The organism is Streptomyces sp. NPDC002076 (assembly GCF_053593835.1).
The window spans coordinates 84960-98200 of the sequence record NZ_JBSFDI010000028.1 but is presented as its reverse complement, the minus strand read 5'-3'; the positions used below and the strand labels follow the sequence as shown (position 1 = coordinate 98200).

Annotated in this window: 10 protein-coding genes; 3 read left to right on the top strand and 7 right to left on the bottom strand. The window is 74.3% G+C overall.

The features are described 5' to 3' along the window. The first annotated feature begins 38 nt into the window (after window positions 1–38). Entirely contained in the window at window positions 39–896 is an 858-nt protein-coding gene (locus ACWCQS_RS39670) for an EamA family transporter (protein ID WP_451008995.1), read from the top strand. 649 nt (window positions 897–1545) lie between these two features. Here ACWCQS_RS39670 and ACWCQS_RS39665 read toward each other — a convergent pair. Then, window positions 1546–2310, bottom strand: a complete 765-nt coding sequence (locus ACWCQS_RS39665; RefSeq protein WP_451008994.1) for an acyltransferase — start codon at window positions 2308–2310, stop codon at window positions 1546–1548. A gap of 109 nt (window positions 2311–2419) precedes the next feature. Between ACWCQS_RS39665 and ACWCQS_RS39660 the strand changes: the two genes are divergently transcribed. Then, window positions 2420–2947, top strand: a complete 528-nt coding sequence (locus ACWCQS_RS39660; protein ID WP_450985538.1) for a gamma carbonic anhydrase family protein — start codon at window positions 2420–2422, stop codon at window positions 2945–2947. Between the two features lie 67 nt (window positions 2948–3014). On the opposite strand, the gene ACWCQS_RS39655 is transcribed toward ACWCQS_RS39660, so the two are convergent. Continuing rightward, entirely contained in the window at window positions 3015–3662 is a 648-nt protein-coding gene (locus ACWCQS_RS39655) for a DedA family protein (RefSeq protein ID WP_451008993.1), read from the bottom strand. Window positions 3663–3938: 276 nt separating this feature from the next. Here ACWCQS_RS39655 and ACWCQS_RS39650 point away from each other — a divergent pair, with 276 nt between their 5' ends. Continuing rightward, window positions 3939–4973: a lysylphosphatidylglycerol synthase transmembrane domain-containing protein gene (locus ACWCQS_RS39650; protein WP_451008992.1), complete on the top strand. Its 1035-nt coding sequence runs from the start codon at window positions 3939–3941 to the stop codon at window positions 4971–4973. Between the two features lie 6 nt (window positions 4974–4979). Here ACWCQS_RS39650 and ACWCQS_RS39645 read toward each other — a convergent pair whose 3' ends face one another. Genes ACWCQS_RS39645 through ACWCQS_RS39625 form a run of 5 tightly spaced genes read right to left on the bottom strand, consistent with a single transcriptional unit; the run spans window position 4980 to window position 13241 of the window. Continuing rightward, window positions 4980–6074: a class I SAM-dependent methyltransferase gene (locus ACWCQS_RS39645; protein WP_451008991.1), complete on the bottom strand. Its 1095-nt coding sequence runs from the start codon at window positions 6072–6074 to the stop codon at window positions 4980–4982. Then, entirely contained in the window at window positions 6071–7252 is a 1182-nt protein-coding gene (locus tag ACWCQS_RS39640) for a glycosyltransferase (RefSeq protein WP_451008990.1), read from the bottom strand. The genes ACWCQS_RS39645 and ACWCQS_RS39640 overlap by 4 nt, the downstream gene beginning before the upstream one ends. Then, window positions 7249–8046: an alpha/beta fold hydrolase gene (locus ACWCQS_RS39635; RefSeq protein ID WP_451009019.1), complete on the bottom strand. Its 798-nt coding sequence runs from the start codon at window positions 8044–8046 to the stop codon at window positions 7249–7251. Before ACWCQS_RS39635 ends, ACWCQS_RS39640 begins: the two co-directional genes overlap by 4 nt. Window positions 8047–8055: 9 nt before the next feature. Continuing rightward, on the bottom strand, window positions 8056–8376 hold the full coding sequence (locus ACWCQS_RS39630; RefSeq protein WP_451008989.1) for an acyl carrier protein: 321 nt from the start codon (window positions 8374–8376) through the stop codon (window positions 8056–8058). Beyond that, complete coding sequence (locus ACWCQS_RS39625; RefSeq protein WP_451008988.1) at window positions 8373–13241, bottom strand: beta-ketoacyl synthase N-terminal-like domain-containing protein; 4869 nt, start codon at window positions 13239–13241, stop codon at window positions 8373–8375. Before ACWCQS_RS39625 ends, ACWCQS_RS39630 begins: the two co-directional genes overlap by 4 nt.

The following is a 13241-nucleotide window of genomic DNA, read 5'->3' as shown; positions in this document are numbered from 1 at the left end:
TACCTGATTGTTCACCAAACTGTACTGCGAGGTCGGCCGTGACAGCATTCTTCGCCCTCACCACCAGTCTGCTGTGGGGACTGGCCGACTTCGGCGGTGGACTGCTGACCCGGCGCACGCCCGCGCTGACGGTCGTCGTCGTCTCGCAGGCCGTCGCGGCGACGGTCCTCGGCGCGATCGTCGTCGCGACCGGTGGCTGGAGCGAGGCGGGGCCCCGCCTGTGGTTCGCGTTCGCCGCGGGGCTGGTCGGACCGATCGCCCTGCTCTCCTTCTACAAGGCCCTCGCGCTCGGCCCCATGGGGGTCGTCTCCCCGCTCGCGACACTGAGCGTGGCCGTGCCGGTCGGCGTGGGCCTCGTCCTCGGCGAGCGGCCCGGGCTGCTCCAGGTCGCGGGCATCGCGGTCGCCGTCACCGGGGTCGTCCTCGCGGGCGGCCCACAGTTGCGCGGCGCGCCGGTCCAGCGGCGGACGATCCTGCTCACACTGATCGCGGCGCTGGGCTTCGGCACGGTCTTCGCCCTGATCACGGAGGCCTCGACCACCGTCACCGGCCTGTTCCTGTCCCTGTTCGTCCAGCGGCTGACGAACGTCGCGGTCGGCGGGGCCGCGCTCGCCGTCTCCGTACGGCGGGGCGGCCGGGCGGTGCCGGAGGGCGGCTTCCCGTGGGCCTCGCTGCCCGCGCTGGCCTTCGTCGGGCTCGCCGACGTGGCCGCCAACGGTACCTACGCGGTCGCCGCCCAGCACGGCCCGGTCACCGTGGCGGCCGTCCTCGCCTCGCTGTACCCGGTGGTGACCGCGCTGGCCGCGCGCGGCTTCCTCAGCGAGCGGCTGCGCACGATCCAGGCGGCGGGCGCGGGCCTGGCCCTGCTCGGCACACTGCTGCTGGCGACCGGCTGAGCGGGCCGCGGACCCAGTTCCAGCTGGGCCGACCTTCGGTTTCCAGCTCCGAAAGGGTCAGCCTGCGGGCTCTGGTCCTGACGGAGCCGACCTGCGCGCCCTGGTCTCGGTCGAACCCGCCTGCGGAATACCACCACCGAGCTGACCTGCGAGCCCCGGTCCCGATCAAGCCGACCTGCGGATTCGGCCCCGGCCCAACCCACCCGCGGATTCCGGTCCCGGCCGAACCGACGGAATCCACCACCACCGAGCCGACCTGCGCGCCCCGGCCCCGACCGAACCGACCTGCGGGCTCCGCTCCCGACCGAACCGACCCGCGGGTTCGGCCCCGGCCCAACCCCCTGCGGATTCCGGTCCCGGCCGACCCACCTGCAGGCTCCGATCCCAGCCGAGCCGACCCGCGGGCCCCGGCCCCGACCGAACCGACCTGCCGATTCCGCTCGCGACCGAACCGACCCGCGGGCGCCCGTCCCGACCGAACCCACCTGCGCAATCCACCACCGAGCCGACCTGCGGGCCCCGACCCCGGCCGAACCGACCCGCCGACTCCACCCCCAGCCGAACCGACCCGCGAACTCCACCCCCGACCGAACCGACCCGCCGACTCCACCCCCAGCCGAACGACCCGCGGAATCCACCCCCAGCCGAGTCAGCTCTCGGTTTCCAGTTCCGCGAGGCGGGCCACCGCGTCCTCGTCCAGTTCCGCCAGTGCCCGCAGCTGCTGTGGTGTCATCCCGTCCGGGATCGGCACCGGGGCCGGCGTCCTGAGCGGCGGCTGCCAGCCCTGCTCGGTCGTCCAGCGCCGGACGACCCGGGCGGGCGCCCCCGCCACGACGGCGTGATCGGGCACCGTGCCGCGGACCACGGCGCCGGCCGCGACGACCACGTTCCGGCCTATGCGCGCGCCCGGCAGGATCACCGCGCCGGTGCCGATCCAGCAGCCCGGGCCGATCTCCACCGGCTCCATGCGCGGCCACTGCCTGCCGATGGGCTGGTGCGGGTCGTCGTAGGAGTGGTTGGTGGAGGTGACGTAGACGTACGGGCCGAAGTAGCAGTCGCTGCCGATGGTGACCGTCGTGTCGGCGATGACATGGCTGCCGCGGCCGAGGACCACGCCGTCGCCGATGCGCAGGATCGGGTCCGGGCCGAGGTCCAGGTCCGGCATCAGGCCGGCGGTCAGCGTGACCTGTTCGCCGATGATGCAGTGCGAGCCGAGGTGGATCCAGGGCTCGCCGAAGACCGTGCCCAGCGGGAAGGCGAGCCGGGTGGCTTCGCCGATCGCGCCGAACTTCAAGCGGCCGGGATGCTCGGCGGAGACGGAGCCGGTGCGTTGGGCCCAGGCCCAGGCCGTGTGCACCGCGCGTTGGGCGAGGCGGCGGCGCCAGGACGAGAACGTGTTCTTGGGCTTCGGCACGGGCTTACGTTACTCATCGGTCGCCTTCGGCGAGAGGGCGGGCTGCTGTGATCTTTGCCCCACGCCGTGTCGTAGCGTGCGGGGTACTTATGGATGCGAGGAGACGGTGATGACACAGCAGGCGCTGATCGTGGGCATCGGGGGCAAGGAGCCGCGGGTCGATCCGGAGGCGTTCGTGGCGCCGACGGCTTCCGTGATCGGTGATGTCACGCTGCACGCGGGGGCCAGTGTCTGGTACGGGGCTGTGGTGCGCGGGGATGTCGAGACGATCACCGTGGGTGCGCAGGCGAACGTGCAGGACAACGTCACGCTGCATGCGGATCCCGGGTTCCCGGTGAGCGTGGGCGAGCGGGTGTCCATCGGGCACAACGCCGTCGTCCATGGGGCGACCGTGGAGGACGACTGTCTGATCGGGATGGGGGCGACCGTCCTGAATGGGGCGGTGATCGGGGCGGGGTCGCTTGTCGCGGCTCAGGCGCTGGTCCCGCAAGGGATGGTCGTGCCGCCCGGGTCGCTGGTGGCCGGGGTGCCGGCGAAGGTCAAGCGGCCGTTGTCGGAGGAGGAGCGGCAGGGGGTCACGCTCAACGGCACGATGTATGCGGAGTTGGCCAAGGCGCATCGTGGGGTGCATGAGTAGGCGCATCGGCGGGTGAGGGTGCGGGTGCGGTTGATCGCGTAGTTCCCCGCGGCCCTGTGGGGGCCTCTTACTCCCCGGCGCTTACAGGTTCTGTCTCTCGGTCCGCCTGATGCTGGGCCTTCTTCGCCTTGCGCTTGATGATCAGCATGGTGGCGAGGCCGAGCAGGACCGCCGCCGCGAGGCCCACGTAGGAGAACTTCTTCAGCCAGCCCTCGGCGACCACGCCGACGTAGTAGACGGCGGCCGTGGTGCCGCCCGCCCAGCAGATGCCGCCGAGGACGTTGGCGATCAGGAACTTCCAGTACGGCATCTGGAGGACGCCCGCGAGCGGGCCGGCGAAGATGCGCAGGAGGGCGATGAAGCGGCCGAAGAAGACGGCCCACATGCCCCACTTCTCGAACGACCGCTCGGCGGTGGCCACATGGCCCTCGCTGAAGTGTCTCGGGAACTTGTCGCCCAGCCAGGCCAGCAGCGGGCGGCCGCCCTTGCGGCCGATCGCGTAGCCGATGGAGTCTCCGATCACGGCACCCGCGGTCGCGCACGCGCCGAGGACGACCGGATTGATGCCCGAGTGCTGGGAGGACATCAGCGCCGCCGAGACCAGGATGATCTCTCCGGGAAGCGGGATGCCCAGGCTCTCCACACCGATCACCAGGGCCACCACTGCGTAGACGGCGGCCGCGGGCACCGTGTCGAGCCATTCCTGGACGTGCACCGCGGGATCCTCCCCTGTCGCTGTCCTGCCTTCCGGGCCGCCGCATGCACGGCGCGCCCCAAGGGAAGGCTACCTGGTCGGCGGTGAACGGCGGCTTGCGCGCACCCGCCCGGCGGCACCGTCCCGCCCTCGCGCCTTCGGTTTTCGGACATCCCCGTGTCACGCGGGAGGGGAAGGCTCCCCGCGGTATCGCCCGACCCGCCTCCCCCAGGTCCCCGCAGGGACCCGCTGCGGAAGGACGACGTCCCCGTGTCCTCACTGTCTCCATCCCCCTCAGTGTCCTCCCCGCCGTGCCCCCGGACGGCGGATCCGCTCCCCGTCGACTCCGGTGCCCCGCCCGACACCGGTTCCGAATCCGCTCGTCGGTCCGCGTCCCCCCTCGCGGCCCGGCACGTCCGGCTGGTCCTGTGCCTGGCACCTCTGCTGCTCGCCGCCGGCTGGGCCGTCGCCAACCGCCCCGTGATGTACGAGGGGGTCCGGCGGCTGGTCGCGGCCGACCCCGGGTGGCTGCTGGCCGGGGCCGGTTTCACCTGTCTGAACTGTGTGGCGGCCACGTGCGTCCGGCAGGGCGCGCTGCCCGACCGGGTGCCCCCGGGGCTGCTGCTGGCCTCGCAGTTCGCCGCCGGTGCCGCCAACCACGCGCTGCCGGCCGGGCTCGGCGCCCATGCCGTCACGCTGCGCTTTCTGCGGGGCCAAGGGGTGCCGCCGGCCCGGGCCACCGCGTCGATCGGGCTGTACTCGCTGGCCAAGTCGAGCGCGAAGACCCTGGTGCTGCTGGTGTTCCTCGCCACCTCCCCGGCCTGGCGGCGGCTCGCGGATCTGGTCCCGGACGGACGGCTGGTGGTTCCGGTCGCCGCGGTCGTGGGCGGGGCCGTCGCGGTGGCGGGGGTGCTGCTGACGGTCGTACGGCCGTTGCGGCGGCCGGTGACCGGACTGCTGCGCTCCGCCCTCGCCGACGCCCGGGAGGTGCACACGAGGCCCTGCCGCGTGGTCGCGCTGTGGGGCGGGGCGGTGGCGATGCCGCTGGTGCAGGGGTCCACCCTGGCCTGTGTCGGTGCCGCGCTCGGGCTGGGGCTGCCCTGGGCGCATGTGGTGCTCGCCTATCTCGCGGCGGGCACGGCCGTGGGTGCGGTTCCGGCGCCGGGCGGGTTCGCGGTCGACGCGGCGCTGGTGTGGACGCTGGTCACGTTCGGCGCCGGGCCGGCGGTGGCCACGGCGACGGTCATCGGCTACCGGGTGCTGACCGACTGGGTGCCGCTGCTGCCGGGCACCCTCACGCTGTCCGCGCTGATCCGGGCCAAGGTGCTGTGAGCGGGGTCACTCGCGGCGCGCCACCAGGCGGTAGGCGTTGGACAGGCCGAGGCGGTGGGACAGGGGGCGTATCGCGAACCGGTCGAGCAGCGTCGCCGCGATGAGCGCGGGCACCCCCGCGAGCAGCAGTGCGGTGCGCGTGGCTCGGCGCAGGGCGCCGGGCGGCTCCGGCAGCCAGGGGGCGTCCTCGCGCGGGGCGGTGTGGTCGAGGGCCAGCCAGACCGCGGCGAGCAGGTCGACCGGGTCATGCGCTTCGGCGTGCTGCTCGGCGAGCACGGTGAAGCCCCGCTCGGTCAGCCGCCGTCGGAGGCCCGCGACCGGCATGAAGTGCAGGTGCTGGGGCTGGAGCCAGGGCAGCCACCAGCGGCCGAGCAGCCGGGCGTAGCGGCTCTCCGGGTCCGGCACCTCGATGAGCAGGTGGCCGCCGGGGCGTACGACCTGGTGGGCGGCACGGAGTTCGCGGTCCGGGTCGGTGCTGTGCTCCAGGTAGTGGAACATGCTCACCACGTCGTAGCGGGCGGCCAGTTCGGGGGCCAGATCGGGGAAGGCGCCGCGGTGGGCGTGGTCCACGCGGCCCTCGCGGGCGGCGAGTTCGACTCCGTCGGTGAAGTCGAGGCCGTCGAAGGAGGTGCCGGGCAGGACGGCGCGGGCGCTCGCGCAGAAGTGGCCGTGGCCGGTGCCGACGTCCAGCCAGGTCTTCGGGGCGGGGTCGTACGGGAGCATCGCCTCGGCGCGGGCCCGGTACATGGCACCACGGCCGCCGAAGGTGCCGCTCATGCGCTGCTCGCCGAGGCCGTCGTAGAAGTCCCGGTAGTAGAACTCCAGTCCGTCCTCGGTGAGTTGGGGGTTCTGGAAGATGTGGCCGCAGTCGTCGCACCGGTCGAGGGTGAAGCGGCCGGGCTTGTGCTGGAGCAGGTCGGTGGTGCGCAGGCGAGTGGTGAGCCGGGCCGAGCCGCACCAGGGGCAGTCGGGGCGGCGGTCGGTGAAGAAGCGGTCCGTGCCGGCCGCCAGGTCGCTCTGGTAGGCGGGACGCAGGGCGGCGATGCGCGCCGTCTTGTCCTTCTCGGCGCTCTCGGCGTTCTTTTCTTCGTGGTCGCTCATCGGCTCTCCGCTGCGAGTCGTTCGAGATGGGCCGCCGCGGACCGGGCACCGCCCGCGGCGCGGAACGCGGTGCGGATGCGGACGGCGGCGGCCCGGTGGACCGGATCGGTGAGGACGGTGTCGAGTGCCGCGCCCAAGCGGTCCGCGCGGGCCCGGCCGAAGCGGACCCGGACGCCGGCGCCGGCGTCCACGACCTGTCCGGCCACCACCGGCTGATCGTCGCGAATGGGCGCGACGACGAGCGGGACGCCGTGCCACAGGGCCTCGCACACGGTGTTGTGTCCGGCGTGGCAGACGACGGCGTCCATCCGCTCCAGCAGAGCGAGCTGCGGCACGGACGGAAGGACCAGGACGTCCTTGTCGCCGGGTGGCACCGCGAGGGCACCACCCGGGTCGGCGATCACCGCCTGCACCCGGTCGGCGCGTTCCCGCAGCGCGCCGAGGCACTCGGCGAGGAACCGGCCGCCCGCGTCGGCGTTCGCCGTGCCCAGGGTCACCAGCACCTTCGCCCGGGACCGGTCCAGCCGTTCCCAGGGGAAACCGGGGCCGGTCGGGCGGGCGGCGAGGGAGGGGCCGACGTAGTGGATGTGCGTGGCCAACGGCGCCTGGGGGCCGAGGAGTTCGGGCGTACTGAAGATCAGCATCAGGTGCGGCGAGAAGCGTGGGTCGGCGGTGCCGGACGGGTCGCCGACGCGGGCGCGCAGTTCGGTCAGGCGGTCTCGCAGCCAGGAGGCGACCTTCGGCAGGCCGTCGTAGGCGCCGGTGAACTCCGCCGAGGTGGTGGCCGAGGTGGCCCACGGCAGGCCGAGGCGTTCGGCCACCAGGGCGCCGGCGAAGGCCTGCTGGTCGGCCACCACCACGTCCGGGCGGAACGCCCCGGCCGCCGCCCGGACACCGGGCGCCATGGCGTCGGCGAGCGGGAGCAGATAGCCCTCCCACAGGAACCTCAGCGCCTCCGCGCCGCGCAGGTCCGGCGGCCGTACGGCACCCTCGTCGCCCGGCACCGGGCCCGCGCAGCCGAACACCTCGGCGTCCGGACCCGCGAGCCGCCGTACCAGCGGCGGGTCCGCGCACACCCAGGCGACGCGGTGTCCGTGCGCGGCCAGTCGGGCGGCGACGCCGACGGCAGGGTTGACGTGCCCGGTCAGCGGCGGCACCACGAAGAGGAAGCCGCTCATCCGAGGACCCCCGCCCCGGCGCCGATCAGGTCCAGGATGTGCCCGCCGACGGCCGTGTGCGCCTCCACGAGCACCGAGTGCTCGTGCCCGGGCAGCACGACCGCCCGGTAGTCCGTCAGCAGCGCCCGCATCAACGGGACCAGGTCCGCGAGGTCCGACTCGCCGCCGTAGACGCCGAGGACCGGGCAGCGTACGGCCCTGATGGCGGCCTCGGTCAGCACCCGGCTGGTGGGGATGTCCCGGCCGAGGGTGGTCTCGCGGGCGAGCCGGGCCGCGCCCTTGGCCAGCCGGGCGGTGTTGTGGCCGCGGTGCGCGGTGATCCAGGCGATCGCGTCGGGTTCGTTGTGGGCGAGTTCGGTCATGACCCGGTCGAGGATCCGGCCGAGTTTCGCCGCCCAGGCGGTGGTCGCGGGCTCGGACTCGATCAGCGTCAGACTGGCCGTGCGCGCCGGGTGGCGGGCGGCGAAGCCGAAGGCGATCGTTCCGCCGTAGGAGTTGCCCACGAGATGGACGGGCCCGGTGACGGCCAGCCGGTCGAGGAGGGCCTCCAGGTCGTCGATGTTGTGGTCGAGGGTGTAGCCCCGCGCCGGGCGCTCGCTGCGGCCGTGGCCGCGCAGGTCGTACATGAGGACGTCGAGTCCGGCCGCGGCGAACATGGGCGCGACGGTGAAGTAGTAGCTGGCCAGGCTGTCGGTGAGCAGCCCGTGCACCAGGACGACGGTGGCGTGCGGGACGCGGCCGTCGGCCGGCCCCGTGCGCTGGACGTGCAGCCGGATCCCGCCGGCGTCGACCATCGCCACGGCTCAGCCCGCCTGCGCGGTCTTCAGGCTCCACACGACGTGCTCCACCAGCCGGCCGACGGTCAGTTCGATGATCTCGTCGAAGTCCATGCCGGCCAGGAACTCGGCGAGGTTGACCCGCTGCCCGTAGCGCTCCTCCAGCAGCCCGGCCAGGGTGACGAGGTCGATGCTCTCCAGCTCCAGGTCGCGGTTGAAGGTGGTGGACATGGTGATGACCACGTCGTCGTCGCCGTACTCCGCGAGCACCGTGCGGAGCATGCCGGTGAGGTCGGCGAGCACGGTGTCGGCGGTGGGCTGCGCCGGGGCCGGCTGGGTGGGGTTCATCGGGGGTACTCCTCGGCTGCTTCGTCTGGTTGTCCGGCGTCGGGGTGTCCGGCATCGGCTGCGGGCCCGGTCGTCCAGGCCACCACGTAGGTGCGCTGTGGCAGGGCGGGCGGGTTGGCCACCGGGGTGCAGTGCACGGTGTAGACGCGTTCCAGGCGGCCGGAGACCAGCAGCCGGGTGCCGTCCGGCGCGGCCTCCAGCACCGCGAAGTCCCGCGGTCTGCCGCCCAATCCGGCGCCCTCGGCCTTGGCGACCGCCTCCTTGGCCGCCCAGAACCGGGTGAACCACACGGCCTGCCCGCCCGTGGCCGCATGGGTGTGCAGCAGGCGCAGTTCGGTGGGGCCGAGCGCGGTGGCGAGGGTCGCCGCGTCGCGCTCGGCGACCTCTTCGATGTCGATGCCGGGGCCGGGCCACGGGGTGTGCGGCCGGACGATCGCCACGGCCGCCTCGGCCCGGTGGGCGAGCGACACGTCCAGCGGGGGCAGGGCGCGTCCGTACACCCCGGTGGCGTACGGGCGCCCCGACTCGTCGTTGCGCACGCGCAGTTCCGCGGGGAACACGGGTCCTTCGCCATGCTGCCAGAGCCACTGCCGTACGGCGTCCTTGACGGCGATCCGGCCGAGCAGCCACTGGCGGCGGCCGCGCGGCGGGCGTTCGGCGTACTCGGCCCGTTCGGCGCCGCCGAGCGAGTTGCGCATGATCAGCTCGCGGGAGGCGAGGTCCGGCCAGCGCTCGTGCACCAGCGTCCAGCCGCCGGGCATGGCCTGGGACAGGGTGTGGCGTTCGGGGAAGCGTTCGACGGGCCGGGTGCTGGGGTCGTTGTCGAAGCGGCGGTCCTGCCAGCCGCCGATCACCGCCCACACCCGGCTGCCGACGGTGAGCTCCGCGTCGGCCTCCAGGACGGTGTCCGTGAGGGAGCTGATCCGCAGCACGCAGCCGACCTCGGTGCCGGGGGCCGGGTGCGGTCCATGGAACCGCAGGTGCCGTATCCGCACGGGGAAGACGACGGTCCGCTCGGTACGGGTCGCCATGATCCAGTAGCCGAGCAACTGGCCCACGTTGTCCAGCAGCGCGCCCGGGGCGGCTGGCGCGGTGATGACTCCCCGGATGTGCCGCTCGCCGATCGCGGTGAGGTCGGTCAGGCCCTGGAAGCCGGGGCCGTGGAACATCCAGCGGTCCCGGTAGAGCTGGGCGGCGGTGTGCTCGGGCCGGCGTTCGGGGGCGTTCGGGAGGGGGCTGGGTGGGGGCTGGGTGGGGTAGTGCGGGGCGAGCTCGACCGTGGCGCGGGCCGTGGGGCCGAAGGCGACCGTGACGCGGATCGGGTGGCCGGGGGCCGGAGTGACGGTGACCGGTACGTCGACGGGGGGTGTGGCGGTGAGCCAGCGGTCGAACCGGGCCTCGTGCACGGCGACCGCCCGCAGGCCGGGGGCCGCCGCCTCCGCCGCGTCGATCATGTGCCGGACGATCGTGGTGGCCGGGACGACCGGCCACCGGTCCTCCAGGTCCGGCCAGTCGGGGCGCTGGGGGAAGAAGCAGTGGTCGAGGAGGTGGGGCATGGTGTGAGGGGAGATGTGGACGGTGGTGGTCGTCGCGGTCGGCGTGACGGTGGTCCTGGTCGCGGTGGGCACGGCGGGTGGGGCGGTGGGCGGGGCAGCGGGCGCGGGCGCCGTGGCTGTGGGGGCGGGGCCGCTCCGGTCGCGCCGGGCGCTCGCCGCGATCAGCTCCGCCGCGGTGTCCGCGGTGTCCCGCAGCAGGGCGGTCAGCTCGGCGGCAGCCGGGAAGTACGGGGCCAGGTCGTCCAGTTCGCCGAGGCCCGGGCCGTTCGGGCGAGCCGTGGGCGCGGGGCGTGCGGCGGCGGACGGTCCCGGGTTGTGCGTGGGTGCGGGGTGTACGGCAGGTGGTGCGGGGCGCAGTTCTGCGCGGAGCGCGTCGAGTGCTGGTCCGTCCAGCGAGACGAGGGCCCCGCCGAGGTCGAGCCGGACGGGTGGGCGGCGCCGGGGGACCAGTGTGGTCGCTGTGACGGGTGGCGGCCCAGCGGACGTCGTCGCTGTGGTGGCCGGTGGCTCAGTGGGCGTGGCCGCCCTGATGTGCGCTGCCATGGCCGGCACCGCCGCTGCCACCGCCGCTCCGGCAGTCCACAACGCCGTTGCCGCACGGTGCAGTTGGGCCAGGCCACTGCGCTCGGGCGCGTTGGCGGTCACGGACAGGTGGTCGCGGTCGCCGAGGGTGTCGGCGATCAGGGAGGTGAGCCGACCGGGGCCCATCTGGACGAAGACGCGGTGCCCGGCGGCGTACAGGGCCTCGGTCAGCTCGCGGAAGCGGACCGGTTCCAGCAGATGCCGTACGAACAGCTCGCGCACCGCCCGCTCGGCCCGGGGGAAGGGCGCGGCGGTCGTCCCGGACCACACCGGTACGGTCGGCGGGTGGAGCCGGAAGCGTTCGGCGGCCTCCCTGATGGGGGCGAGGTACGGCTCCAGCATCGGCGTGTGGAAGCCGGAGCGGAAGGGCAGCACCTGGCAGATCACACCCTGGGCGCGCAGGGACCGCACGAACTCCTCGACTGCCGCGCCGGGGCCGCAGACCATGGACTGGCGGGGCGCGTTGTCGTGCGAGAGCACGATCCCGGAGTCGGCCCAGGCCTCGGCGAGCAGGGCGCGGACGTGCGCGGCGGACGTGCCGAGGGCGGCGAAGGTGAGACCGGGGACGGTGACGGTGTCCGGGTCGAACCCGGCCATGAACGTGTCCACTTGCTCCGGCGCGTACAGCCCGCCTGCCGCCATGGCCGTCCACTCGCCGACGCTGTGCCCGGCGACCGCGTCCGGTACGACACCCATACGGCGCAGGGCCCGGTCCAGCAGGCGGCCCACCCCGACGACGCCGAAGCCGTGCCGACCGACGTCACCGACGCGGACGTCCGTGCCGGGCAGCGGGGTGAGGCCGAAGTGGGCCGCGAGGTCGTCGGTGCGGGGTGTGAAGTCGCCTTCCAGGCCGGGGAAGACGAACACCAGCCTGCCGCCGCCGGCCGGGCCGAGCAGTGGGTCCGGCCGGAACCAGACATCGCTCCGGCCGTGCCAGCCACGCCCCTTGGCGACCGCACGGCGGGCCAGGGCGAGCCGCTTGGCGGTAGGGTCCACGATCCCGAGCCGGACCGGCCCGGCGACGGGGTGCGCCCGGCCCGGGTCGAGACCGGCGGCGAGGACGGCGGAGTCGTCGGCACCGAGTACGGCCGCGAGGTCCGTCACGCCCTCGGCGGCGAGCAGCAGGATCCGCTCGGGCTCGCTGACCTGCGCGGAGGCGGAGGCCGGGCGCGCATCGGGCGGCGCTGTCCCATCCACCCCTGGTCCCCCCGACCGGCCACGCACCGTCTCCGCAGGCTCCCGACGAACACGCGCGACCCCCGTCCGGCCGGAAGGCGCACCCGTGGCCCGGCCCGGCCTGGAACCGGCACCCGGCGCCTCCTCCAGCACCACATGGGCGTTGATCCCGCCGAAGCCGAACGCGTTGACGGCGGCCCGGCGGACCGGCTGCCGGGGGTCCTTCTCCCAGGGCTGTGCCTGCTGCAGCGCGCGGAAGCGGGTGGCGGCGAGGCCGGGATGGGGGTCGTCGCAGTGGAGGGTGGGCAGGAGGGTGCCGTGGTGGAGGGCGAGGGCGGCCTTGACCAGGCCGGCGACCCCGGCGGCCGGCATGGTGTGACCGATCATCGACTTCACCGAGCCGAGGACCGGGCGGATGCCCTGGCCGTTCGGTGGCCCGAACACCTCGGCCAGAGTGGTGAGTTCGGCCGCGTCACCGGCGGGTGTGGCGGTGCCGTGCGCCTCCAGCAGGCCGAGGGAGTCCGGTGCGGCGGGGTCGAGCCGGGCGGCCCGCCAGGCCTGGCGCACGGCTCTGGTCTGCCCGCCGGGGTCCGGTGCGGCCGGCCCCGCCGTACGACCGTCGCTCGCCACGCCCGTGCCCCGGATCACGGCGTAGACGCGGTCGCCGTCGCGTTCGGCGTCCGCGAGCCGCTTCAGTACGACGACGCCGGTGCCCTCGCCGATGAGGATGCCGTCGGCGCCGCGGTGAAAGGGGCGGATGCGCTGGCTCGGGGACAGGGCGCGCAGTTGGGCGAAGACGCTCCAGAGGGTGATGTCATGGCAGTGGTGCACTCCTCCGGCCAGCATCAGGTCGCAGCGGCCGGTGGTGAGTGCGGTGACCGCCTGGTCCACGGCGACCAGGGAGGAGGCGCAGGCCGCGTCCACGGTGTAGGCGGGGCCGCGCAGGTCGAGCCGGTTGGCGATGCGGGAGGCGGCGAGGTTGGGGACCAGGCCGATCGCGGACTCGGGGCTGTCGGGGCCGAGCCGTTCGGTGAACGCCGCGCGGATCCGGTCGAGTTGGGCGGTGGCGAGGTCGGGTAACAACTCGCCCAGGGTGCGGGTGAGTTGTCCGGCCGTGCGCACCCGCTGGTCCAGGCGGACCAGGCCCGGGGTGAGATAGCCGCCGCGGCCCAGGGCGACCCCGATCCGGTCTCGGGCCGGGAGCCGTTCCTCGCCGCCCGCGTCCGCGAGCGCGGCGGCGGCCACGTCGAGGGCGATCAGCTGGTCGGGCTCGGTGCCCGGCACCGAGGCGGGCATGATGCCGTAACGGGTGACGTCCACCTCGGCGAGGCCGTCCACGAATCCGCCGCGCCGGCAGTAGATCCGGTCGGGGGCGGCGGGTCCGGTGGCCGAGCCGGGCCGGTAGTAGTCGGCGTCCCAGCGGTCCGCGGGGACGTCGGTGATGGCGTCGACGCCGTCGCGCAGGTTGCGCCAGTAGGCGTCCAGGCCGGGGGCGCCGGGCAGCAGCACCGCCATCCCGACGACGGCGACGGGGATCTGACGTGCCGTCAT

Coding starts and splice junctions, on each gene's coding strand:
- ACWCQS_RS39660 (WP_450985538.1), top strand. CDS start 2,420: ATGACACAGCAGGCGCTGATCGTGGGCATCGGGGGCAAGGAGCCGCGG.
- ACWCQS_RS39645 (WP_451008991.1), bottom strand. CDS start 6,074: ATGAGCGACCACGAAGAAAAGAACGCCGAGAGCGCCGAGAAGGACAAG.
- ACWCQS_RS39640 (WP_451008990.1), bottom strand. CDS start 7,252: ATGAGCGGCTTCCTCTTCGTGGTGCCGCCGCTGACCGGGCACGTCAAC.
- ACWCQS_RS39635 (WP_451009019.1), bottom strand. CDS start 8,046: ATGGTCGACGCCGGCGGGATCCGGCTGCACGTCCAGCGCACGGGGCCG.
- ACWCQS_RS39630 (WP_451008989.1), bottom strand. CDS start 8,376: ATGAACCCCACCCAGCCGGCCCCGGCGCAGCCCACCGCCGACACCGTG.
- ACWCQS_RS39625 (WP_451008988.1), bottom strand. CDS start 13,241: ATGACGGCACGTCAGATCCCCGTCGCCGTCGTCGGGATGGCGGTGCTG.